The organism is Priestia sp. P1_B12_1, assembly GCF_056406695.1.
Map to the genome: position 1 here is coordinate 19854 of NZ_JBFTZR010000004.1, position 24256 is coordinate 44109.

27 protein-coding genes and 1 pseudogene are annotated in these 24256 nt (G+C 33.9%); 15 read left to right on the forward strand and 13 right to left on the reverse strand.

The features are described 5' to 3' along the window. Positions 1-65: 65 nt before the first annotated feature. On the forward strand, positions 66-452 hold the full coding sequence (locus AC1D0Y_RS14715; protein ID WP_060747269.1) for a hypothetical protein: 387 nt from the start codon (positions 66-68) through the stop codon (positions 450-452). Between the two features lie 347 nt (positions 453-799). On the opposite strand, the gene AC1D0Y_RS14720 is transcribed toward AC1D0Y_RS14715, so the two are convergent. Both AC1D0Y_RS14720 and AC1D0Y_RS14725 read right to left on the reverse strand, forming a co-directional pair. Then, on the reverse strand, positions 800-1633 hold the full coding sequence (locus AC1D0Y_RS14720; RefSeq protein ID WP_060747270.1) for an STAS domain-containing protein: 834 nt from the start codon (positions 1631-1633) through the stop codon (positions 800-802). Between the two features lie 413 nt (positions 1634-2046). Then, a complete protein-coding gene (locus tag AC1D0Y_RS14725) occupies positions 2047-2538 on the reverse strand; it encodes a general stress protein (RefSeq protein WP_235593630.1) in 492 nt (163 codons plus the stop codon). Between the two features lie 176 nt (positions 2539-2714). Between AC1D0Y_RS14725 and AC1D0Y_RS14730 the strand changes: the two are divergent. The 3 genes and pseudogenes from AC1D0Y_RS14730 to AC1D0Y_RS14740 form a co-directional block, all read left to right on the forward strand. Next, a pseudogene (locus AC1D0Y_RS14730) lies at positions 2715-2912 on the forward strand (KGG domain-containing protein); the annotation flags it as partial. Positions 2913-3008: 96 nt separating this feature from the next. Continuing rightward, positions 3009-3206, forward strand: coding sequence for a hypothetical protein (locus tag AC1D0Y_RS14735; RefSeq protein ID WP_045293443.1), 198 nt, complete (start codon positions 3009-3011; stop codon positions 3204-3206). Between the two features lie 17 nt (positions 3207-3223). Continuing rightward, positions 3224-3514, forward strand: a complete 291-nt coding sequence (locus AC1D0Y_RS14740; protein WP_060747271.1) for a spore coat protein — start codon at positions 3224-3226, stop codon at positions 3512-3514. A gap of 407 nt (positions 3515-3921) precedes the next feature. Here the strand turns inward: AC1D0Y_RS14740 and AC1D0Y_RS14745 are convergent, their stop codons facing one another. Continuing rightward, positions 3922-4506 carry a YitT family protein gene (locus AC1D0Y_RS14745; protein ID WP_081085325.1) on the reverse strand — a complete coding sequence of 195 codons (585 nt, stop codon included), beginning with the start codon at positions 4504-4506 and terminating at the stop codon, positions 3922-3924. A gap of 536 nt (positions 4507-5042) precedes the next feature. After that, positions 5043-5756: a hypothetical protein gene (locus AC1D0Y_RS14750; RefSeq protein WP_060747272.1), complete on the reverse strand. Its 714-nt coding sequence runs from the start codon at positions 5754-5756 to the stop codon at positions 5043-5045. A gap of 881 nt (positions 5757-6637) precedes the next feature. On the opposite strand from AC1D0Y_RS14750, the gene AC1D0Y_RS14755 reads away from it, so the two are divergent. The 4 genes from AC1D0Y_RS14755 (at position 6638) to AC1D0Y_RS14770 (ending at position 8825) form a co-directional block, all read left to right on the forward strand. After that, a complete protein-coding gene (locus AC1D0Y_RS14755; RefSeq protein WP_477707734.1) occupies positions 6638-7558 on the forward strand; it encodes a lysostaphin resistance A-like protein in 921 nt (306 codons plus the stop codon). A gap of 41 nt (positions 7559-7599) precedes the next feature. Next, the gene (locus AC1D0Y_RS14760) at positions 7600-7746 is read left to right on the forward strand and encodes a hypothetical protein (protein WP_170836740.1); all 147 of its coding nucleotides are present in this window, start codon (positions 7600-7602) and stop codon (positions 7744-7746) included. 330 nt (positions 7747-8076) lie between these two features. After that, the gene (locus tag AC1D0Y_RS14765; protein WP_060747274.1) at positions 8077-8460 is read left to right on the forward strand and encodes a hypothetical protein; all 384 of its coding nucleotides are present in this window, start codon (positions 8077-8079) and stop codon (positions 8458-8460) included. 197 nt (positions 8461-8657) lie between these two features. After that, positions 8658-8825 (forward strand): hypothetical protein, encoded by a 168-nt coding sequence (locus AC1D0Y_RS14770; protein WP_165592304.1) that lies wholly within the window; start codon positions 8658-8660, stop codon positions 8823-8825. A 405-nt stretch (positions 8826-9230) separates the two neighbouring features. On the opposite strand, the gene AC1D0Y_RS14775 is transcribed toward AC1D0Y_RS14770, so the two are convergent. Beyond that, positions 9231-9422 carry a hypothetical protein gene (locus AC1D0Y_RS14775; protein WP_013084390.1) on the reverse strand — a complete coding sequence of 64 codons (192 nt, stop codon included), beginning with the start codon at positions 9420-9422 and terminating at the stop codon, positions 9231-9233. A 480-nt stretch (positions 9423-9902) separates the two neighbouring features. On the opposite strand from AC1D0Y_RS14775, the gene AC1D0Y_RS14780 reads away from it, so the two are divergent. From AC1D0Y_RS14780 to AC1D0Y_RS14790, 3 genes are all read left to right on the forward strand, one after another. Further along, the gene (locus AC1D0Y_RS14780) at positions 9903-10043 is read left to right on the forward strand and encodes a hypothetical protein (RefSeq protein WP_161968324.1); all 141 of its coding nucleotides are present in this window, start codon (positions 9903-9905) and stop codon (positions 10041-10043) included. Next, positions 10044-10553: a GNAT family N-acetyltransferase gene (locus AC1D0Y_RS14785; RefSeq protein ID WP_060747276.1), complete on the forward strand. Its 510-nt coding sequence runs from the start codon at positions 10044-10046 to the stop codon at positions 10551-10553. Between the two features lie 80 nt (positions 10554-10633). Then, the gene (locus AC1D0Y_RS14790) at positions 10634-11836 is read left to right on the forward strand and encodes an iron-containing alcohol dehydrogenase (RefSeq protein ID WP_060747277.1); all 1203 of its coding nucleotides are present in this window, start codon (positions 10634-10636) and stop codon (positions 11834-11836) included. A gap of 281 nt (positions 11837-12117) precedes the next feature. Here the strand turns inward: AC1D0Y_RS14790 and AC1D0Y_RS14795 are convergent, their stop codons facing one another. Beyond that, positions 12118-12855, reverse strand: a complete 738-nt coding sequence (locus tag AC1D0Y_RS14795; protein WP_060747278.1) for a sulfite exporter TauE/SafE family protein — start codon at positions 12853-12855, stop codon at positions 12118-12120. A gap of 600 nt (positions 12856-13455) precedes the next feature. Between AC1D0Y_RS14795 and AC1D0Y_RS14800 the strand changes: the two genes are divergently transcribed. Beyond that, positions 13456-13635, forward strand: a complete 180-nt coding sequence (locus AC1D0Y_RS14800) for a hypothetical protein (protein ID WP_477707735.1) — start codon at positions 13456-13458, stop codon at positions 13633-13635. A 464-nt stretch (positions 13636-14099) separates the two neighbouring features. Continuing rightward, positions 14100-14318, forward strand: a complete 219-nt coding sequence (locus AC1D0Y_RS14805) for a spore coat protein (RefSeq protein ID WP_060747279.1) — start codon at positions 14100-14102, stop codon at positions 14316-14318. A gap of 210 nt (positions 14319-14528) precedes the next feature. On the opposite strand, the gene AC1D0Y_RS14810 is transcribed toward AC1D0Y_RS14805, so the two are convergent. Continuing rightward, complete coding sequence (locus AC1D0Y_RS14810) at positions 14529-15329, reverse strand: DUF2935 domain-containing protein (RefSeq protein ID WP_060747280.1); 801 nt, start codon at positions 15327-15329, stop codon at positions 14529-14531. 427 nt (positions 15330-15756) lie between these two features. Further along, complete coding sequence (locus AC1D0Y_RS14815) at positions 15757-16530, reverse strand: alpha/beta fold hydrolase (RefSeq protein ID WP_060747281.1); 774 nt, start codon at positions 16528-16530, stop codon at positions 15757-15759. Between the two features lie 765 nt (positions 16531-17295). On the opposite strand from AC1D0Y_RS14815, the gene AC1D0Y_RS14820 reads away from it, so the two are divergent. After that, positions 17296-17421, forward strand: coding sequence for a hypothetical protein (locus tag AC1D0Y_RS14820; protein ID WP_268799563.1), 126 nt, complete (start codon positions 17296-17298; stop codon positions 17419-17421). Positions 17422-17522: 101 nt separating this feature from the next. On the opposite strand, the gene AC1D0Y_RS14825 is transcribed toward AC1D0Y_RS14820, so the two are convergent. Further along, on the reverse strand, positions 17523-18482 hold the full coding sequence (locus AC1D0Y_RS14825; RefSeq protein WP_060747282.1) for a DMT family transporter: 960 nt from the start codon (positions 18480-18482) through the stop codon (positions 17523-17525). A gap of 157 nt (positions 18483-18639) precedes the next feature. On the opposite strand from AC1D0Y_RS14825, the gene AC1D0Y_RS14830 reads away from it, so the two are divergent. Then, on the forward strand, positions 18640-19482 hold the full coding sequence (locus AC1D0Y_RS14830) for a TrmB family transcriptional regulator (RefSeq protein WP_045293469.1): 843 nt from the start codon (positions 18640-18642) through the stop codon (positions 19480-19482). A 1076-nt stretch (positions 19483-20558) separates the two neighbouring features. Here the strand turns inward: AC1D0Y_RS14830 and AC1D0Y_RS14835 are convergent. From AC1D0Y_RS14835 to bioF, 4 genes are all read right to left on the reverse strand, one after another. After that, positions 20559-20810, reverse strand: coding sequence for a YnfE family protein (locus AC1D0Y_RS14835; RefSeq protein WP_060747283.1), 252 nt, complete (start codon positions 20808-20810; stop codon positions 20559-20561). 429 nt (positions 20811-21239) lie between these two features. Further along, positions 21240-22064 carry a malonyl-ACP O-methyltransferase BioC gene (gene bioC, locus AC1D0Y_RS14840; protein WP_477707736.1) on the reverse strand — a complete coding sequence of 275 codons (825 nt, stop codon included), beginning with the start codon at positions 22062-22064 and terminating at the stop codon, positions 21240-21242. Then, on the reverse strand, positions 22057-22803 hold the full coding sequence (locus AC1D0Y_RS14845; RefSeq protein ID WP_477707737.1) for an alpha/beta fold hydrolase: 747 nt from the start codon (positions 22801-22803) through the stop codon (positions 22057-22059). Before AC1D0Y_RS14845 ends, bioC begins: the two co-directional genes overlap by 8 nt. Beyond that, entirely contained in the window at positions 22800-23960 is a 1161-nt protein-coding gene (bioF, locus tag AC1D0Y_RS14850) for an 8-amino-7-oxononanoate synthase (protein WP_477707738.1), read from the reverse strand. Before bioF ends, AC1D0Y_RS14845 begins: the two co-directional genes overlap by 4 nt. Positions 23961-24256: the final 296 nt, after the last annotated feature.

Genomic DNA, 24256 nt, shown 5'->3' on the forward strand with positions numbered 1-24256 from the left:
ATTTTTTAAAGTGATACGATACTATTTTCTGATACAACCTATTCCTGCGAAAGGAGCAAAAATAAATGAAACGATATGTTGCCTACGGTTTGTTACTCACAGTGTCTTTCGTATTTGCGCTTTTTTTAATTGTTGATTGGCGCCAATATGAAACTGGGTTAGAACACGCTATTAAGCCTGCTGATAAGGACTATGAGAACAGCGAAAACTATGTTTCTGACGAACGTATGATAAATGTAATTGTAAAGCTAACGGAAGAAAGTCCTGCAACATTTGGGACGAGATTAAAAAGTGCGCAAAGAATCGACGAGAAAAGTGTCCGTGTGACTACCAATAAGCTAGAGGGCATTATTGAGTTAAAAGATATAGAAGGCAAGACCTTGGTGTGGCGTGTACTAGACGACACATCAAATCATTTAATTATGGAAAGTAAGAATTGGGGAAATGAATAAGGGACCTGCTGATGTTTTTTATTATGAAAACAGGCTGAGACAAAAGTATGCTAGTGGTGTCTCAGCCTGTTTATGTCCTTCTTATAAGCTGTCGTTAACGATGATTCTTATTTGAAAAGCGGAAATTCTTTTACTTTTGTACCCATTTAACATAATGTAGTCTCTATACAGGAATGAAAATAATGGTTTTAATATAAAGTTCTTTTTCATCATATTAGTATGTTAGCAGGGGGAAGAACAAATAAATGATTGGTTCTCTTTGTACCTGAAGTTTCCTCATAATAGGAAGGGTACGTCTATTTATGATATAACCTACATAAAAAAATGCTTAGTACGTTAACTCAATATCACTCACGCAAAAGCTTATTTACTGCATCTTTTAACTTTCCATAAGTTTTCAATTTGCTCATATCTATTCCTAATTGAACAGCAGTTAAGGCTATTTCCGGACGGATACCTGTGATGGTTGTATCAATTCCGAGTAGGTCCAACATCTTTATAACTTGAAATAATTCATTAGTCATCATAGTATCAATCGAAGGTGCACCCGATAAGTCAATAATTAAGCAAGACAGATTGAGCTCTTTTGCTTGCAGCATAACTTTCTTCGCAAAATCACTATTCTTATAATCATCAACCTGACCAATGAGAGGCAGCACACCCACTGTATCGGAAATACTAATGACAGGCGTGCTAAGCTCAGAAATCAGCATTTTTTGAGCTTGAGATTGTGCTTCTGAAACTTGTCCATAATAAAGGGTGAAAAGTTCTATCATCCGATCAAATGCTTCATTTACTATTTTATTCCATGAAAAAAGCTCTTCGCATGTAATGCTAGATGAATGAAGGCGAAAAAATGATTCAATCCGTTTAAAAAAGATTAAACGAAACTTTTTAAAATGATGAATACTATGATACAGAGAATCGCCTCTCTGAGCCCTTTTTGTGGCAACTTCCTGTGCCCAATCACTAAGAGTATCCAATGACTCTCCTATAAGAACTTTTACAATTTTACAAGTAAAGTATCGATTTTGTACTCGAAGATATTCGGTTGTTTCGGAGGAAGCATCAGCGGTGTAGATCGAATCCTTTTCTACTTCCCGCGAGTCTAGCCATTCTTGAGACATTTCATCAATATGTTCTAGTAAAAAGTCATGTAGTTTTTCTGTCATTTCATGCATAACATGTTCTCCTTTACTGTTATCTAACGTTCCGTTTCCCGGTTTATTTATATGAAAAACTTCCACTTATTTACGTATGTAGGTTTTAACAGCTGGCTTCATGCTGAAGAGATTTCTTTTAAGGAACGATCAAATAAAACAAGGTAATTTCATCCCAATTAAAACATTATAGATAAACAAGGCCGATGTATAGCTGAGACGAGATTCGTCAATATGCTAGAATAGTTAAATTAAAACATAGGCTGATGTTAAGTGGACTGGTGGATGTTCGTTTTATTTAAAAAAAGCTACTCGTTTGAGTAGCTTTTTTTAAAACATATACTTAAAGGAATATAAGGAATTACGATTCCTGGGTTCTTAGTGTGCTCACAAACTTAAGTTTTCCTATTTACTTCTTCCCTTTTGCGAACATTCTATTTATGATCACGATGTTCGCCGTATAATGATTTATCATAAACAGAGTCATCTTTCGCAAAAGGAGAATCTTCTCTATTTTCTAAGAACGGGTTTGTTTTTGTCTCTCTATTGGCGCTTACTAACAACAATACTTTTCCTTTTTGCAAATCATCTGCATAAGGTTCTGCTTCTGTAAGAGGAACGCCTAAGTTAATTAAACGCTTTTCTACTCTTGCTTTATCCCTAAGAGTGTCTTTAGGGTGATCGGACGAAAACATATGCTTAATTTTATCCATAATCGACTCATCTTGATGAATTTGATCCGTGGTTTCAATCTTCTTTATGTCAATTCCTTCTTTGTTTTCTACTTCTAAATAGTTCTCTTCATCGATATCTTTGCTGGTGACCAGAGAGAGGTCACTCTCTTGAAATCCTTGTGTTTTTAGATGTTGAATAGCCGTTACGATCGCTTCTTCATTATCATATGTGCCTATCACATTTTTTGTCATGAGTAGTTCCTCCTTCTAGTATAGAAAATGGTTTATATAAATGAATTCATTTATGCTACTTGTAATACCCTAGAGTATTTTTCTGAAACATTTAAAAAATTAGATAATTTCTGTTTAAATGGAAATGAGCTGGGAATATAGTTGACAAGCCAAAAAAATTTAAGGAGGAATTCAACATGGCAAAAAATAAAGAAAATGAAAAAATGAGCAGAGAAGAAGCTGGACGAAAAGGTGGAGAAACTACGTCTAAAAATCATGATAAAGAGTTTTTCCAAGAGATTGGAGAAAAGGGTGGAAAAGCCACATCTAAGAATCAAAACAAAGAGTTTTTCAGAGAAATAGGTGAAAAAGGCGGAAAAGCCAGCAATAAAAATTCGAACAGTTAAAAAGCTAGAAAAACAGCCTGCGCAGGCGGTAAATTACACGATTAAACTCTTTAAATATATACGATCATAAGGAGGAATTGAGACATGACAAAAAAATTAGCTATGCACGAGACGCTAGAAGTTCATGAAATCTTAACGCTTAAAACGTCGTGTGTAACAAAAGGCACAGCAATGCTGGAATTGGTAGAGGACGAAAAATTAAAAAAGATTTTGGAAGAAGATGTCCAAACGTCTACTGAAGCAATTAATGAATTGAAAAAAATCTTAAAGAAAGCTCAATAAACAGGAGGGATTTAGGAATGGCTGCTAAAAGTACGCTTAATAAAACATTAGATGATCTTGCTATTGCAACTGATTTGTTATTATCAGCGAAAAACGGTGTGCGAACATATGCTGTAGCTCTTACGGAAACAGCAACACCAGAAGTACGCAAAGTATTAAAAAAACAATTAGACGAAGCTATTGAGCTTCATGAAAAGATCGCTCAATATATGATTGATAATGAAATGTATCATGCTTATGATGTTGAAGAGCAAGTAAATCACGATTTAAAAAAGGCAGATAAAGCGTTAGAATTAGCAAAAGGTTAAAATCAATATTGGTAGATATATAAATAAAAAAGAGAGAGTCTAATTCAAATAGACCCTCTCTTTTTTATTTGTATAAGATTTGGGACTCAAGACTTTTTGAATGGAGGTTATAAAATAATATAAGTTCACATAGCGAAGGCTGTGTTCCTCATTTATTCCTTTCCTATTCTAATTGTTATTTACTTAGCTGCATCTTACATAGCTTCTAGAAGAAAGTTTGAAAAACTATAGGTAGAAATAGTAAGACTAATGTTCAAGAATTAGGGCAAGCTACTCAACATGCAATAGAGCATCAGCTTATAAAGAAAGACTATCTCTTTGGAGTGGGAAGAGATGGTCTTTTTTTATTTTTGAAAATAAAGACATCTTAAAAACGGGAATAGAATGTACTAATTTTATAATTCAAATTATTTCTTTTTAGTAATTAACGAAGTAGTCATTCCTCCTATAAAAATTGTTGAACATGAAAAAAGAAACGTTTTAGGTCCTAATAAAGGAAGGGCTGCTGCTATAATCAAACCGTCTATACCTAAAATAACCATCCCTATGTTCAAAGAAAAAGCTTTTGATAGTAGTTGAGCTAGTAAATCTGTTCCCCCAGTGCTTGTCTCATACCGAAGCATAAGACCAACCCCCGTCCCAATAAATATTCCTCCAAAGATTACACTAGGAAAGACAGAAAATTGGAACTGGTTTTTAATAGGTTCTAGCCAATCAATCAATAAAGAAGAAATAATTAGCCCATAAAAACTATTATAAAAATAATGACGCTCATAAATCCAAGCAAGCCAACATAGTGGGAGACCTAAAATAATTATTGTTACACCTGTAGGGAATTCAAAATAATAATGAAGGATAAGAGCAATTCCAATTGTTCCTCCATCTAATAAATAATGAGGAACTAAAAATCCATTAATTCCTATACTTAATAATAAGCTTCCTACAAAAACAATCAGTATTTTTTGGAAAATAATAATCACCTTTTTAGTCAATTTATCTCTTACTATATTTATATGTTTTTACTACCTCTTATGAATTTTTTTCTTTTTACGTAAATGAATAAAGATTTATCTCTTGAGCAAACTACGAAAGGCACGGTGAGAGCATCATAAAATAGCTCTCTACTCCTTAGGATGAAATAAAAAGCCGCTAATTAGAGGAGAAATCCCTAATTAGCGGCTTTTTATTTTTAAACTGTTTAGACCTTTACTGATTGTTTTAAACGTATATAATTTACAAAGTGATAGAGTTCATACAACTTTTCGGCTGTAAAGTTTAAGTGAGGAGCTCGGAGAAAGAAAAGTAAGTTTCATAAGTCAGTGTTATCAACTTGTTTTATTTCTTTCAACGAAGAAAAATTTCTAGGGAGTCAGAGACCCAGTCTAGTACGTCCCCACAGATACAACCAAAATGTTCAAATACCTTCTTTCTTGATTTCAGTAAATTGGCCGTTTTTATATCACAACTGTTGGGGAATTGGAAAACTTAATGTACTAGACGAAAAATCTATTGCTTTATTGCCACTTAATTACCAATCAAAAAAAGCTTTCAACGAAATCATTGTAGCGGCGTAGACAAGAGATGAGATTAAGAAGGTTGGCAAGTGCGCGTGTTTTTCAAAAGGTAGTTCTTTACTGATAACGTTAAATAACATTGCACCTGAACTAAATGCAATCATCGACTCAATAAGCAGACCGGATGAGGGCCCGAAGACACCCATGATTGATCCAAGAAAAGTTGCCCCGGCAAGCATATAGCGACCTCTGTTTTTGTGCAAGCGATGATGTTTTTTTCCTAGATGGTAGGACCACCCAATAAAGTGAAGGCTGATCGCCAATCCATAGAATAGTGATTCAACTCGCTTAACATCGGTTGAGAACACAACATAAGAAATGATAAAAGAATAAACCATAAAAAAACTCACCTGTACCATATAAACGGTCAGTTCCGTTAGGTGTGAGGCTGCCTTTGTCTGAGCGAATGAATAAACGGAAAAATAGACGAGTAAGCCGAGAAGGCCAAGAAAATATAGTTCAGTATCAAGGGCCAGCGATCCTCCAAACTCTTCTTGTTTCTTATGAAGCGTCGGTAAGATATAAATAAACACATAAGCAATAGCAACACCACCTGATAATGAGAGCAGCTTTTGCTCCCCGATTGGAGAACGTTCGACAATCGTTAATGCGTATAGTTGAATGAGGATAAATACAATGCCTATTATAATTGATTCAATTGTAACCATGATTGTCTCCTTTTAAGGTTGAATTTTAGAATTTAGTTCCCTTTAAAAGAAAAAGAGAAACCATACTTTAGGTGGATACTTCTTAAAGAGGCACATTCATTAAGGGGATATCGTACCTTAATTATTTTCTGGAAATGTATTATTTCCATACCAAATGAGGTGAAAAAGGTTATAAAAATTCTATTTAAGATTTAAATAAACGAAGCAAACTCCTAATGATAGGGAGTTTGCTTTTCTGTTTCTTTAAATATTCCTGCGGGCCAACTAACACTCTTTTTCCAAAAGTTTTGGATTTATTTACACGCATGATACGAATTTAGCAATTTTATCTGTTTTACTAAACACTTCATATTGATTATCCTATTTTTCTTAGTTATAATATTGTTGTTACATTTGTAATGATAATGTAATATTATTGTAACTTATATACAGTTTTATAGTGTTATATAAGTTGGTTGCTAATTTAAAAACTAAAAAAGTTGTTTATGGATAAACTCTTAGGTGTTGTGGTAACAGCCATAAGGGTAAAAGTTTGAATAAAAAGGTGAGGAAAATGTTGAAAAAAATATTTATTTTAGTTGTTTTAGGATATATATTCTTGAGTAGCAAGTACTTTCTTCAAAATTATGTGTATGCGGGCACATATGAGCAACATATAACGGTTCAAGAGGACTTGCTGTCTAGTCTTCTTTCAGAAAAAGCTGTTTTTTAACATCTTTCATGACGCTACGTAGGAGAAGAAGAAAAAATTCTGTGTGAAGAATCAAGGGATAAATAAGGTGATGCTTCTCGTTCTAATAAGTTTATATATTGTTTGGACGAAAACGAAATAGAGAAAAAATATTTGATTAAGAAGAGAATGCTGAGGGAGTAAGAATAAAATGAAGGACTATCTAGATGTGGAAGAAGGAAAAAATGGCTGGAAGCGTTATTTAAGCACAACGATACTAGCTTCTGCGTTCATGGTACTAGGGTCAATTATTTATATTACAGCTGACATGGTTATGGTGGCAGCAGATGAAAGTGGAAAGTCCTACTTTGATTTCGATAGTGGAGTTGCTGTAGGAATCAATGCTAATCTTGATTTTCTGTTATCACATATTGTGTACATATGTTGGATTTTTGGTTTGTGGATCGGAATTCGTTTTATTCACAAGCGAAAAATGAAATCATTAATAACCTCTAACAAACGTGTGAACTGGAAGAAAGTATTATGGTCTTTTGGAGCTTTTAGTCTTTTACTAATCGTTTCACAATTAATTGATGTCGTGTTTAACCACTCGGATTATTCATGGAATCATGTAAGTTTAAAAGAGTATGCCCTGTTAGTACTGATCACGCTTTTACTAGTGCCTATTCAAACAACAACGGAGGAACTGTTCTTTAGGGGGCTTCTTCTCCAATGGGTGAGCAAGAAAGTGAAACGCCCTATTTTACTTGCGATTATCGTTGGAATAATGTTTTCTATAGGACATTTTGCTAATCCTGAAATGAATAAATCCATTATATTGGTGGGACTAGATTATATTGTAGCTGGTTTTGCTCTTACATATATCGCGATTAAAACAAAAAGCTTAGAAATTACCATTGGAGCACATGCAGCCAATAATATGTTTATAGCTCTGTTCCTTACAACGGACGATTCTGTTTTTGGATCTATACCAAGTTTGTTTAAGGTAGCTAACACTGAACCAGGCCCTAATCTCATTTGGTCAATTGTTACCTTTAGTGTTTTCTATATCTTATGTAGAGGGAAGATAAAAAAAGAAGAAGCAGCTAACAAAGATCAGCTTATTGCGTAAATTAGTGAAATCAATAAATACAGGATAGGAGATGTAACAGAGTGAGTGGAAATCACGATGAAAAGAGACCGTTGACTCGTGCAGAAATGAAGCGAGGCCACTTAGCTACTCAACATCGTATTTTAAATGTACTTATCGTTCTTGCATCAATTGCTGCAGTGTATCTAGCTATAAAAACAATACTTTAAAAGAGCAACCGTTATGGTTGCTCTTTTTATTCCTACAGTACCTTAACTAAGAATGTATACAAATTAAGATATAAAATATAGAAAAAATGTTATTATATAGATATTGTTTTTAAAATAAAATGATGTATGAGGGATATCAGCTAATATGTTTTTTTCATTATAGGATTTATAGCCGCATTTATCACTTTATGTTCGTTAGAAGCTAAGCTAAGAACGATAGTGAAACAAAATGATAGATTAATTAAATTACTTGAAAAAAAGAACAGATACTAACAGAAAATCATCTGATAGTATATTTGGGTGCTTTTTTACCGTGTAGGAGGATTTAAATTGAAAAGGAAGTTTTTGTTTTTAGGACTTATATCTATTTTTTTATTAGTATTAGGTAGCTGTGGTAGCAAAGAAGAAAGTGTGCGTTTCGAAGGTGAAGGAGATCATTGGAAAGCTTTATATCTTTTAAATAAAGGCGAGAATACTGAAAATGGGCAAGGCAGTATCATCTATAAAGGAAAAGATAAGGAGAAATTAGGAAAAGTTTCTTACGTTGTTGAAGGGGAAACAGGCAAATTATCAGGTACGGATGACAAGACAGAAGGGAAAATTAATTTAAATGGAGGTTGCAGTGGATGTGCGACTCAAAGCAGCAACGCTCCTTTTCAGGTGACAATAAAATGGAATGGTAAAGAAGATAAATTTGATTTAACACCAAAGTAGAACGATAAAACGTTGTATATGTATGAAACTACAAATCTGGCCACATTAATAACGTATTTTCCCTATTCTAATAAAGTTAAAAACCCTTTGTCTACATCAGGGAAAAATTATTTTTTATAAATCTTGCTTTTATTGGTTGTTTATCTAAATAAAGGGGAATTACATATAGTAAGAGCACACAAAGGGGATAAATATTAGTGACAAATTATAGGTACTATACGGGATCCCTGTTCGTCAGGGAATTAGAACGTTTAAAAGAAGAATATATTCAACTTGATCTCGACGATATGAAAAGAATGGTTGAAGAAGATATTTTACTGTTAGAAAAAGCGGTGAATATGCTGTCTATGAATACCATTTCTTAAATTAAGCAACTTACTCAAGATGCAATAAAGCATTATCTAACGCCTACTGTTAATTCAATTTTAAAAAAAGCTACCTCTTTTGACCGGGAAGAGGTGGTCTTTTTCAATTTCCAGACTGGATAGGGCATACTAAGTGGAAAAAAGCGTTTGAAAGCATTTTATAACATTTCCTAGTGTCTAAGAAATGTTGCCCAAACAAAAAAGGACATTTCGTCTATGCCCTGTTCCCTCGTATCAGCCCCGCCTACGCTAAATACTATGACAGCCACTCATGCCATCCAACCTATACTTAGTATAAACGAAAGCGTTTACAAAGTAAATATATTAATGAAATATTCTGTCTATTATTTTTATTATATTAAACTTGTCTATTTTGAATAATTTCAAATATGAGAGACGAAATTTTTAATGTCTAGAGATTAACTCACTCATTAATCTGTTTAAAGCAATGTGTAATATATCATGTTCTGTATACTCTTGTTCGAAGGCTAGACTTCTTTTTTCTTTTTTTCTTAACAACTTTCTAATTTCATCACATAAGTAAATTTGAGAATCCAAAAGCTTTATTTCTTTTATATCTTTTGTTTGTTTAGACATGAAATCAACTCCTTTATCACTCTTTAAGAAACTATTCTACCTTAAAAAGTAAAAATCCTTCTTCTATTACATCGGATTAACGTAATAGGCTTTATCAGAAGGAAAAACCTCAGATTAGAGAAAAGTTGATTTTGTTTTTTGAGAAACAATGTGTCAACAATGCTCCAAAAGGATTCTTTTTCTATTTAAATATTTTTTAAGGTGCAAATCCTTAAAAATCAACTTCCTTTAATTACGATTAATGGTAAAATAATCAATAAAAAGAAGGTTAAAATGTATTCACCATAGGAAGCCTTATTGGCTAGTTCTCTTTATTTTGTATTCATTATTCTATCTTTTATAATTAGTTTCTTTGTTGAAAGGATACTTATCATAAAATCTCATAGATCAGTAGGGGAAGTTCAGGCAACCTCTCTTTTTTATTCATTTCGTTTTGTTTTGTTTGGAACCAATTTTAGATATTGGTGGTGGGGACACTCGATGTCTATTCTTAACATCTTTGAATTTTTAGCCACTACTTTTATAAGCGTTCTTATCTTTATAATCAGCGATATTTATGGAATCAAGTATGAAGTGGATTATAGCTTGTGGCTAACTTTTTTAGAAGGAGCAGATAAATAAATGAGTACAAAAAGAATACATCTTACGCCTTTTGAAACAACTCACATTCAATACTTACATAAATGGTTAAATGATGAACGTGCAATACAAATGATAGGCAGGACACCTTTAACTTATGAAGAGGTAGTACAAGAAGTAGAAAAGAAAAGAATGAACAACGATTTAATTTTAGGAATTGAAAGCGATGAAAAAGAATTAGTCGGATGGGTATTTCTGAAGGATATAGACTATGGACATGGAAGAGCTAGTATAGGAATTCTTCTATCTTCAGAATCTAGAGGTCACGGATATGGTCGAATGGCTATGGAGCAAATGATTGATCTGGGGTTTAAACAGCTTCGTCTAAATAAAATCTATTTAACAACAAGAGGAATAAACGAACAGGCAATTGCACTATATGAAAAGATTGGTTTTATTACCGAAGGAAAATTAAGAAACCATGCCTACGTGGATGGGAAGTACGTAGATACATATTTTATGGGGATATTAGCTTCAGAATGGAATAAGTAAGCTTACCGACCACGATGAAATTTTAAAAACTAGTGCTTTTTAAGATATGTATTTGATTTTAGACAACGGGAGGGGTATAAATGAAATCCTATAACTATTTTTGTTCTACTCAAATTGAGGTAGGAATGGGGAAAGCTAGAGAATTACCAGAAATGCTGACATCTTTAAAGATTGGTTCATCAATTTTAGTCGTGAGTGACCCTGGTGTGGTTCGTGCAGGATTAGTTTCACCAATTGTAACTGCCCTGGAGGCTTCTGGTTATCGAGTGCTGGTATTTGATTCAATTGAACAAAACCCTCGAGATACGAATTGCTTGGAAGGTGCTAAGTTATTTCGTGACTTTAGTGCGGATGCAGTTGTTGCCATTGGAGGTGGAAGTGCAATGGATACAGGAAAAGCTATTGCACTGTGCGGTCCAAACGGCGGGGAACCATCTGACTATGCAGATGGCCGACTCCTGTATACAAACATTGCACCAGTTATTTGTATCCCGACTACTTCAGGTACGGGCTCAGAAGTTACTCGTTCTGCCGTTATTACGGAAGCATCTACACACCGAAAGATGACACTCAAACATAGTACATTAAGACCTGTTTTGGCGATTCTTGATCCTGAACTAACATTAAGTCTTCCACCTTCTGTTACGGCTGCTACTGGTATTGATGCATTAGTTCATGCGATTGAAGGTTATACATGTAAAGTAACAAATCCTATTTCACAAGCACTTGGGGCTCAAGCAATGAGAACCATTGTTTCAGCATTGCCTATCGTTTTCCGCGATGGTAAAAATGAAGCGGCTCGTCAAGATATGCTGGAAGGAAGTCTCTTAGCTGGCCTTTGTTTTGGATCTGCAGATGTTGCCTCGGTACACTGCTTAGCAGAAGCGCTTGGAGGACTTTATGATACCCCGCATGGAGTTGCCAACGCAGTATTTTTACCATACGTATTAAGATTCAATTCTATGGAGAACAAGCAACTGCATGCTACCTTAGCAAGGTATATGAACTTTGCCAAGGATTCAGATTCTGATGAAATAGCTGTTGAAAAATTAATTCAAGGGATTATAGGATTAACAGAATCATTAAACATTCCTAAATTGAAAGATTTAGAGGGTGTAAAGAAAAAAGACTTTCCGAGCATTGTAAGGTTGGCCATGCAAAACAACTCAACATCAAGTAACGTCCGTTTAATTACCGAGGACGATTACATGCAAATTCTTGAACAAGCTTACTTTAACCGTGTAGATAGAAATTGGGATTCTGGAGTAGAGAGCTTGAATTAAAAGATAAAGATTAAATATTGGCTTCCAATTGTCAGGCTGTGTCTAACGATTGGGGGCCAGTTTATAAACAGTATCTTCATGGCATTGTTTCTACTCTCTGAAAAGAACCAGTATCACAGTTAAGAAAGCAGACCTTAGCCCGCTTTTCTATGTGTAAGCCATGTATTTATAGTTCATATAACGTTATTTATCAGCACAGAAAAGACCTTCTAACAAAAGAAGGTCTTTTTGTTTAACCAAAGAAATGAAAATAATATTCTTTTTTCATATCTTTCACTTCTTTATGTGTTAATCAGCAAAAGTACTCCAGAAATCAGGATAATAATACATACTACCTTTTTAATAAGTGTACGTGGCAGATGCTCAAACCATCGAAGTCCTAATTTAGTCCCAATCAATATAACACATAGGCTAGGTAGTAAATAGAACCAAAAAGAAGCATTATAATCTCCGTTTATTCCATGTAAAGTTAAGGTAAAACCGTTTGTAATAATAAAAGAAGCTTGGAGATTTGCATTGTATTCATTTTTTTCTTTATAACGCATTAGAAAATAAAAAGTAAAAAATGGTCCTCCAACCGCAAATACTCCTCCAATAAAACCACCTATTAAACCGATAAATACGGTGAAAGGAACTTTTTTATAAAGAGGTGATGAAGTTGTTTTCTCTTTTGTAGTTAGCAGATAAATAACCATTGTAATAAGAATGAAACCAAGTATTTTTTTTACCCAGTCCATATCTCCATATGTATTTAGAAAATAAAATGAATATATACGACCAGTTAAAGCTCCTATTAAAATAATAGTTATGTTTCTCCAATTAATTAATTTAAAAAAACGAAATAAAATCGTAAGCGAAATTACAACGGTCAAAGCTAAAACCAATAGTGTACTGTCTTTTAAAGTCAGAAAAAGAGGCAAAAAACCCATCGAGAATAATCCAAAACCGAACCCACTTGCTCCTTGAATAAAGCTCCCTATGAATAAAATAGACAAAATAAGAATTAATTCTTCTAACATATCTATGCTTTCCCCTTATTGGTTAATCATTGAGATATACTAATTTTATTCTTTAGAACATCAAGTAATGTTTCTTATTTATTTCTGGCAAAAGGTTCTTATTTGTGAACTGTTTTTCTAAATGTATATGATCTGTCAACCTAGTCAATATAATCATTATTTCCTAAATACTTCCATCTGCACGGAATGATCCTTTATCAACAAAGCTAAATTTAATTTCCTCAGATTTACAAGGAATAGTTCCAACGCTAGGTAGAAGAGGGGTTAATACATATTAGTTTTATTTTCTAGGCAAACTCTCCAAGATGGATGAATCATCACTTTATGAATACCCTTCAATAAACAGAAAAATCACTGATTAAGCCCAGTGGTTTTTCTGTTTTAAAGGTGTATATCTTATCCGCCTTTACTTATCATAATGTGATTTACGGGTGCAAATAAATTGTTCACAACTTTAAAAAAGTAATAAATATTGATTTGGAATATATATTAAATGAAGAAAAGGCATAAGAAAGTATAAACAAAAATAACATTTATATCTAGGTTGTTAAAAAAACTTATCCTTAATGAGCATTGTTTAGTTAAAAGGAGGGATTTTATATGGGTAATAATCAATCAAATGATTTAGAGCAGGTATTAGAGAACAATCCAGCTAAAGCCGAATTAGATAAATCTGAGAAAGAGTTTACAATAAAGCCTTCTGATCCTTATCCGCACAAGTATTATACCGGAGACATTTCTATGGCTTCTAATACTGTGCCAAAAAACGAGAAAGAATAGAAAAGTTTCTTTTGATATCCCGATATAACCATCTTAGTTATGATAACAAAGATTATATACATTTTTTCTTATAGAAATATCTTACTCAATAGAGGATAATATCTTATAAGGTATTTCTCACTCCATATATTAAGCCCTTGAAATTTATTTCGAGGGCTTTTTTGTTGCATTTTCATCATTATAGGTTAGAAATATGAATAAAGTTCTTCCTTTATTAAAGGATATCCTGAATCGCCAATTTCATTTGTGCAACAGGAATATAATACAGCTGTAGAATGTTTCAAAATAGGACAAAACCCTTCAACACCTACACAGAGTTATAAAAAGAATCAAGGCAATGACTTTGTATATGGACGTAAGCCTTCTCAGTCTAAGAAATCATTCCAATCTGCGTCAGAAATGACAGATGAGTGTATTTCTAGCCTTATGCTCGGTGCTGTAAAAGCATCGGCACCTATAAACCGATGGTGGCTCTTGAAACAACCACTCCTGTTGTAAGCCGTGTGTTAGCTGATGCTGTTCCAAATTGCATTGAGATGGCGTATGAAATTTCTCACTATCAAAACAAGCACCATTATTATCAAGTACCACAGCTTGCTCAACAAGATATGCAGCAAATGGTAAATTCATTTGAACCTGCTCAAGGTAAACCGCAAATGCCAAATAACAATACCACTCATTAATATAAAAGAAGTAATTATAACGTAAGAGTGATTCATTTTATAATGCTGGAAACTTGATATTTCGAATCTTCACCGAATGAAGAAGTAATAGTGCTAAAGCATTTCAAAGCTATCCTTTTTGTAAAATAATCAAAAGGATAGCTTTTCTTATAAAATCAGATATATTTCTCCATTTAAATCGTTCACAAATGTAAAGGGTAAAATTGGCACCTATTTATAATGAGATGACGTAGGGTCACACGATGGTTTTGCAGTATTCGTTGATTGCGCTAACTTAGTTAAATAGTAGCATTCTTCCCTCATCATATGATCGGCCATTAAAGCAGAAAATGTACTAAGCATTTCGTTTGATAGTTCTAATTCTTCGATCTCATGAAGAAATACTTGAAATAACTCTATTTCTAACTTAACGTCTTTGTTCATTCTCTTTAATGCTGGAAAGGATTCAAGGTTCGTTCTTAAATAACCAGTTAATTCTACAGCCTTCAGATAAAAATGTTCAAAATGGGTAGAAAATTGCATACTCTTTTGTTTTAGTTGCTTTTCTACTGCATCAAGACTATCGGAAATAGCTCCAGCATGTCCCGCAGCATCTAATATCCATAACAAATGATGATGAAGCTCATGAAAGATGGGTGGAATTTGTTGTTGTTCTAAATAGCTAAGAATTAATAAATACTCATCCAGCTCGTTGACCATATGGTTTAGAAAAGTAGGTGTAAGGTGAATCGTAAAGTCAGTTGTTAAGTGCTTTCTTAATAAGGAAAGTTTAAATTCTTTGAGTGCTATTGTTTGAGCTTTGGCTTTCATTGTAATGCTTTCCAGGTTGTTATGCTCTGCTTTAACTTCTTCTAACAAACTATTAAAAGTTTGGATGAAAGTTTTAGCCATCTGTATTTCTTCTTGCTCTTTTTCAGCCAAGGCATCTAAGATAAATTGGGAATGGTCTTTCAAAATTTGAATCCAAAATGTATGTTCAAAAATTGCATTTTGAGTAAAGCTACTATTCATTGTTTTCCTCCTTTAATAAGATCGTCACTTTCCATACATATTAAAAAAAACCTATTTATATTAATATATAGGAGAAAATCTAGCACATTTAAGTGAATGTTTTATCAAAACCAAAATACATTTTATAAAAAACAGTTATATTTCATTTTTTATTTCCGATTATAAGAGTAAAGTAGAAAAAGATTCTCTCATCCTCATTGCTTCAAGTGGACAATACGCTAAAGGAAAAGCCTACTGATTCATTCCGTATCAGTAGGCTTTCTAATTTATAATCATTTAAGCAAGCTACTTTAGATGAACGAATCACCACTATAACTACCTTTCAACAAACAGAAGAATCGCTGATTAAGCTCAGTAGTTTTTTCTCTTTGATATGTATTTTATAATAGTTAAAAAAACACTTAAAGAAAGGGTTTTTCGCTTTGATTTATAAATGAGATTTATTTAAGACAAATCCTGTAATTAACTCATTAAACTGAGTCCACTGTTTGGTAGGCAGTTGGTGACCTTGATTGGGTAAAACAAAGAATTCAGCATGTTTACACTTATTTTTATACTCTTTCATATAGTGAGCAGTCCAATCCTTTTTTCCACCATATATAAACAATAAAGGCATCGTTAAGCGATGAAGCTTGTCTACACAGTTATAGTGTAATGAATGATTATAATACTGATACCAGGATTCTTGGTCTGATTTCCTCATGTAACTAACTAGATTCTTTCTTAATGTTTTGTCTCGAGTATGACTTATAGCAAGGCTTGTTATTAGCATATTCGGATGTTCTTTTACCATATACATTCCTGTTTTATGTAATAGCCGTCCAGGTACATCTCTTACTATAGGATAAGCTCCTGAAAGTATTAATAATTCAATTCGATGGCGATAATGAATGGCTAGCTCTTGAGCAATTAGACAACCAGCAGAGTAACCACATATAATCACCTTGTGTAGATGCAGCGAATCCATAAAACGTACTAACTCGTTTGCATAAAAAGAAATTGATATAGGCTGTTTAGGTTTTGAGCTTCTTCCATGACCACTTAAATCTGGAAAGATGACTCTCATATGTTTGGATAACTCGTGTTGATATTGGAATACTTTATATCCAAGTCCAGGGGGATGAATAAAGATGACAGGGGCTCCTTGTCCATACTCTTCATAATACAGATAGTGATTAGTGTTTGTTTCAATAAAAGTCATTATTTTTCACTCCAAAAAAATGTATGAAATATATCATATAAAGAGAAAAACTTCCCTGGTCTGCCTAAGGGAAGCTCTTTTCACAGGTTGCTTATAGTACACAATGAGAAATTGAGAGTGAACACCTCTCCATTTATTCAATAGTTTGATCAAGTTTCCGTACTTTATTCATTGTTAAGTGTATTTGTTGTATTATTTCCAATAAGCGCTATTATCCCGACTGAATTTATATATTATATACAGTTTGAAAATAGAAAAAGACCATCTCCTTCCAGTCAATAAAAGAAGAACTAGAGAAAAGAAGCCTTGAATTAACCGCGACCACTCTAGTAGGAAATCTTACTTCATCTAGTAAAACAGAGGAGCTCATTGCTTTACTAGATGATATGTCTGAACTTCAGCTTCGGTTTGAAAGCGCTGATGATTGTTATACGGATCTTTTTTCTGGCGAATTGATTAGACCTTAGTTTTTAAATGAGGTAGAATGGAGCAAATTTATAAAAAATATTATAAAGATACGTGACCATGTCAGAACAAACTACGGTCTAGAGGTAGTTTTCCATCCACATGCCCAAAGTCATGTAGAAACAGAAGAACAAATTGAAAAGCTGTTAAATGATACCGATATTAATCTTTGTTTAGACACAGGCCATCAAGCATATGCAGATGGAGATCCAGTTGCTTTTATGCACAAACATTATCAGCCAATCCCTTACCTTCCCTTACCTTCACCTGAAAAGCTGTGATTTAAAAGTAAGAGAAAAAATGAAAAGGGAAGGCTGGTCGTTTGCTAAAGCGATAAGCGAGGATGTTATGTGTGAACCTGAACTGGGTGTAGTTGATATGAAGGCTTCTATGAAGGTATTGGAAGATATCAGCTTTGATAAATAAAACAGAAGCATTTATCACCGCAAACTCAATGACTAGGTCAATGAGTTTGCGGCTTTTTTAGTTACTATATCTCTTATTATATTATTGGAAATAAAAAAGCCCTACTTTGACTGAGGACTTTTTTTAGGTTTATACTTTTTCCTCGTTTCCTTCATGCTTAAAATCACACCCAAAAGGACAATTAATCCGCCAATAAATTGGTTTATGCCAACTACTTCATTAAGTAGCAGAACAGAAAATAATACACCAAAAATAGGAACAAGATTCATTAAAGTCATGGCAGAACTAGAAGATAATTTGCGTAATCCAAAATTATATAATAAAAAAGCGATAACCGAACAGAAAACGCCTAGATACAATAGGGTTAGAAATGATCTTATATCTGGTGTTTGCCAACTTGACTTCTCTATAAGGGCTAATGGAATAAACGTAATGGCTCCCGCCAAAGTTTGATAAAAAGAGATAGTAATCATGGAATATTTTTTGACAACTTTACGAGTTGTGAAGTTATAGAGAGCAAAAATAAAACCTGCCACAATTAATATAATATTGCCAATCAATTGTTTATCATCTGTCTGAGTTTCAGGACTATAGGATATTTGATATACACCTATCATCGCTACTCCAATTCCTATGGCCTTTACCCATGATGTCTTTTTTCTGAAAAAGAGAAATTCCATTAAAACCGTTATAGCAGGGTACGACGCTACAATAATAGCGGCATTCGATGCTGTTGTTAGTTCAACTCCTATGTTCTCCAGAGAAAAATAAAGGGTAGTACCTAGTACACCACTTATAGACATTAACCCTATGTCTTTGAATGAAGGCTTTATTTTATCTTTCCTGATTAAGAGAATAAATCCTAAAATAACAGCAGCTATAACAAAACGAGCCGCTCCTAGTGTAAGGGGTGGAAAAGAGGTATAGGCTATTTTTGTCCCAACAAACGATGTACTCCATAAAAGGACGGCTATTACGGAAGCACTTATGTATAAACCATTTCCTCTTCTAACCTTTCTTGTTGTTAAGCTTTTTTGATGTTTCGCTATCATTGTATCCATTATTACACCTCCAAGCAGTATTAAAAATTATATAGTAGCTACTTTTGTAGCGTCTAAAATTAAATTATAATTTTTAATCCAAACTGTCAAGGGTACTAATGGTATACTTAGTTTAAAATTATTGACTCTATCTGGGTATTATCAAGGAGGACCAATCATGACACTAGATATAATAAAGATTTTGAAAGATGTAAATTTTACTGAATATGAGGCAAAAGCATATTTAGCTTTACTAGAAAAATCTCCTCTTTCAGGGTATGCTATTTCATTAAATTCTGGAGTGCCCAGATCTAAAATTTATGAAGTATTAGGGGGACTAGTGGATCGAGGAGAAGTCATGATCAGTCATGAAAATCCCGCTCTATATACACCGTTACCTCCTAATGAATTAATCAACTTGAAAAAACGTAAAGCTGAATCCTCGTTTGAAGTAGCTGAAGAAGCTCTTGAAAATTATTCTTATGTATCTTTAAATAGAGAAAACATCTGGAACATTACAGGTTATGAGCCTATACTAAATCGTACAAAGGAAGCTATAAAAGAAGCTACAGGGCGTATTTTATTGGAAATATGGGCAGAAGATGCCCAGGAACTAAAAGAAGAATTACAAGCAGCAGCCAAAAGAGGCGTAGAAATTTTAATTGTTTCCTATGGAGATTTAGTATTTGATTTTGCGCAGGTTCATCAGCATGATGCAAGCGAAGAAATAACCAATGAATATGGGGGACGATGGATTGTTCTAAGCGCTGATGATCGAGAGGTAGTTGCAGGTATACTATCGCTTGGTAAGGATAGCCGTGCCGCCTGGACGATGCATCCGGGATTAGTTATGCCAATTACGGAAGTTATCATTCACGACTTGTATATCTATGAAATGATGAAAAAACATCGAGGAATCCTAGAATCAAGCTTTGGACCGAACCTTATTGAACTTCGTAATCGATTTAAATTTAACTCATCAGGTTATAGCGTAGCAGCAAAATTAGGATTGATTAAATAGCGAGTATTAATGCATATATACTCATAATAAAGTTACTTATTATAGTCACCGTTATTGCTAGCTGTAACATGTTTTACGCAAACTGACTTCGTATAGGGGATGTCTTCATAGTTAATAAGGGCATTTCTTTCCTGAGACCTTGAATATGACCATAATAACTTATGTTAGACGGTGAAATGGACTCTGTCTTGATATTATCAAATCAGAAACATAATTCTTAATAAAGTGGAAAATGATAGTAGTAATCTTATAAGGAGATTAGATGATGAGAGATCATGATGATCAAACGAGCGAGGGATTAAATCAAATATTTGAAATCATTCTTAAAAGAACCGATTAAGTAAAAGAATTCTTGGAGCAGTAAGCTTTTTCCAAGGATTCTTTTTTAGATTATGAGGTTTTTATAGATCATGGATATGACTACATTCTTTGGATAGTTAAAAGGAAAGAGCATGTATAGAAAATCCCGCATTCTCTATTAAAAATCCACCTGGCCTGCAAACAATGGGTGGCATTTTAATAATTACTTTAACATCTTATAATTTGATTTAAATACATTGTCCATGAACGTATAAGAAAGGGCAGCATTCTATTGAGGAAAGTGTCTTTAATGCAAGATAACATGTGTGAAAATTAATTGTAGCATGATGTTTTTTTGAAAAAGTTGAAACGATAAATACAAAAAGACTTGCTTAAGGCAAAAAGCAAGTTAAAAGAAAGATAATCACGTGGTAATTCCATTATAATCCACAAATAGTGAGCGTATATTAAAATATAGTTAAAATCAAATTAATTTATAAAAAAGATCAATTAATCTTTTTTAATTGGTGGCAATTACATAACGTAAACACTAGCCACCTGAAAGGAGTTAGCTGAAAAATTCTATTACTGCTTTCATAAGAATTATACCTTAAAACAAAAAGCACCCGTGGAGGCGAGCGTTTTTATAAACTTAACGTGTTAAAGGAGAAGCGATTCGTCAGCAAAGGGAGGAGGCTGAGTAGTTACAGGACATGCCCGTTTTGTCGTAGTTATACGTATTTAAAGTAATTCAACAAACATCCATTATCAAGGTACTATTTCGTTAATTGATTATACATTTCTTCCAGCTCTGAAAAAGAGATATCTTTAGATGCATAACCTACAGCAGCATCCACAATTCTATCAAAACCTTCAGGTGAGATACTTTCTGCTTTGAGGCATCGCTCATACTGCTCTAGTTGCTCTTGCTGGTTTTCTAAATCCCTCTCTTTGCCTTCGTAATCAGGAGCTTTCATGGTTTCAATATTTTTCTTAACAACATCAACATACTGTCTTAATTCTTCCACGCTTATCATTCTCCTTACATTTTTGAAGTAACACATAGGGCAAAAGTATGAAACATCGGGGAAGGTGAAGTGACACTCTTCCTTTATAAATATTGGATTAACCCTTCAAAATTATACATTTAAAAAGACGAAAACACCCATAGAGGGTGCTTTTCGAAAAAACTCTTTATTGAAAGGAGAGACCATTCACCCATAAAGGGAACGGCGGATTGCTTATAGTATGTGTTATTTTCTTAAATTTATATGTGAAATAGGAAAGGCGGTTGAGCAAAAACTTATTAAACAAAATAACAGTATGAAGAAACGTGCTCTTTCACATAGAAATTGATATAAGGTGATACGAGATTTTATATAAAATACTTTCTTGTATGACGCTTTTTAATTTAGCTGCAATTCATCACTTCTAGAGAGTAACCAGGGCAGGATTGGCTATTGGTTCGTTTTTGTAACATTAAATATTAAACAATGATAGGTTACTTTTATTCCGTTCTCATTACGATAATCATTTTCATATAGATTGATTAATTCACGAAAAAAGGAAGGGCGTTGACAGTAGCTTTCCTCGTTACTGTTACTTGCTCCAATTTTTTTTATTGATGTAAAAAATGCCTGAACGGTCGGAAAGTATTGAACCTCTAGTTTCTCCATTTTTGATAGTTTAAATGGATACTCTCTCAATGGAACTAATGCTTGTTCACAAATTTGAGACAACTCTTCAAGAGAAAAAAACGATTGGCCAGGTGAACTGTTACTGAAAAGGTCAAGCTTTTGTTTCGCATGACTGTAGCATGAATGAAGCTCTTGAAATGTACGATTACCAAAGGTTGAAAATAGCAGGCTGCCTGCAGGCTTAAGTTGTTTATACAATTTTTTTATTGTCGTATGAAGACTATTAAACCACTGAAATGTTGCATTCGAAATAATAAGGTCATAATGTCTTTCTATCCTTAGTTCCTCGATATCTCCGCATATGAAAGAAACTCGATCTTCCGTTACTTTTTTCTTTGCTAACTCAATCATTCCTGATGACAAATCAACTGCTGTAATAGCGGCCTTAGGAAATTTTTTGCACAATAATAGTGTTAAATAACCCGTACCGCAGCCAATTTCAAGAATAGCTATTTCCTGGTTAAAGAAGTTGGTGGAAAGTTGATCTATTAACTGGCTTGCCATACTTTTTTGTACATCGGCATAAGCATCATAAGTTTTAGCATGATTATTGAACCTTTTCTTTAAGAGTTGCTTATTAATCATAAATGAGCTCCTTTTCGAGAAATTTCTCTATAAGCTGCGTGCACTGCTGAGGTTTCGTAAAAAAAGGAATATGACCAGCTTTTTCTAGGATATACAGCTGCGCTTTTCCACCAATCCTTTCACCTATGAAAGAAGAAGACTCAGGTAAACATATTTGATCATCTCTTCCATGGATTAACAAACAAGGAGTTTGAATTTGATTGAGTTGCATTCTAACATCTTGTTGGAGTAAATAATCCAGCCCTATAAGGAGGGAGTGCATACAGTCTCCTTGATAATCACGCTGAGCAACTTCCATAAATTGTTGATGAAATTTCTCTTCTTTTTCAGATTTAGTGAACATAGCGTTATAAAATGCAGTAAGTGTTTTTTCTTTATTACGCTGTAGTTGTTTTTTCATACGTTCAACGATGCGTTGCTCCCATCCAAATGTATTATGCACGTCGTTTGTAAAGCGGCTAGTTCCGCCAATCAATATGAGTCCTTCTATCTTGTTAGGGTATAAACTTGCAAGTTCAAGCGTTACAAGGGAACCTAATGACCAACCAATTAAATAAACAGTACCTTGAGTGGAAGTAAGCAATTGGGTTGCTCGCTCTCTAAAGTCACTTAGTTCTTTTACGTCTCTCCAGTCTGTACACAAAACGTTACATGTAGTAGACAATGATTTTACTATTGGGTTAAACGCTGCTTTTTCCATTCCCCATCCGGGAAATATGATAATAGTGGATGGTTTCATTGAATCACACTCATTTCTTTTCCAATTAGAGAAACTTTTTTTATGGCCCACTCTAAATCTTCTCGAGTATGATCTGCTGTTACAGTAAAACGAATTCTTGCTTTGTTTTCAGGAACAGTAGGGGGCCTGACTGCAATAGCAGCAATTCCTTCTTTCTGTAAACGCTCTGCAAACTGCATTGTTCTTTTGTTTTCTCCCGTCAAAATTGGAATGATTTGAGATTGACTATTGCATGTATTAAATCCTTCGTATGTAAGTGCCTTCCTAAAAAATAGTGCATGTTCTTGAAGAAGTGCACGGCGCTTTGTGTCTTGTTGCACCTTTTCAATCGCAGCCGTTATTGCACCGAGTATAGCAGGGGGAAGAGCGGTTGAATAAATGAATCCTCGCATTCTGTTTTTAAAATAATCTATCAGCCACTGTTTTCCAGTAACATAAGCTCCAAATGAGCCTAGTGCTTTACTAAACGTTCCCATTTGAATATCAATTTTATCTTGCAGGTCAAGAAAATGCGCATATCCTTCACCATTTTTTCCGTATACACCGCTTGCGTGAGCTTCATCAACCATTAGTAGTGCGTTATATTGCTCTTTTAATTTAACAAGCTCCTCCAGCTTGGCAAAGTCACCATCCATGCTGAAAACAGTATCTGTTACAATTAACTTCCGTGACTCTAAGGGAACTTTTTTTAATAAATTTTCTAGTTGGTTCATATCGTTATGGCGATAGCGTTGCATCTTTGCACGGCTCAGCAGGGCCCCATCAATGATACTTGCATGATTTAACTTATCGCTGAAGATGAAGCCATTACGCGGAACCAAGGTTGAGATGATTCCTAGGTTTGCATTATAACCACTATTGATAATAAGTCCTGCCTCAGCTTTCTTCCAATTAACAAGTGCTTTTTCTGCTTTCTCATAAAGAGAGTGATTTCCTACTATTAAGCGTGAAGCTGTTGCTCCTACTCCATATGTCATCACAGCATCACTCATGGTTTTCTTCAGCCCCTTATCTCCTGCGTAGCCTAAATAGTTATTAGAGGCAAGGTTTAACATCCTATGTCCGTTGACTGTAAGCCATGGTTGTTCAGCAAATTCTGTAGTAACAAGGTGCCGTTTTTGAAAAATTTCATCTAAATAGGCAAGTTCTCTCTTCATATCTTCTTCCCAATCCAATACACTTTCACCACCGAAAATAAAATATGTTAACATTAATATTTACAAAGTTAACAATTATATCTAATCACGCCTTTAAAACAGTGTCAAGATAAAATAATTTAAAGAAGAGATACTAGATAATTGTCTCCACATAGGCTACTACAGTTCATTTTTGAATCTCATGAGTGGACGTGCAACCTTACTTCAGTACTCAAATAAAACCTAAAAAATCAATACTTTGTTCACTACTCGTATTTATTAATTAACTTCTTTTCTTAATGAAAAAGCTGCCAAAT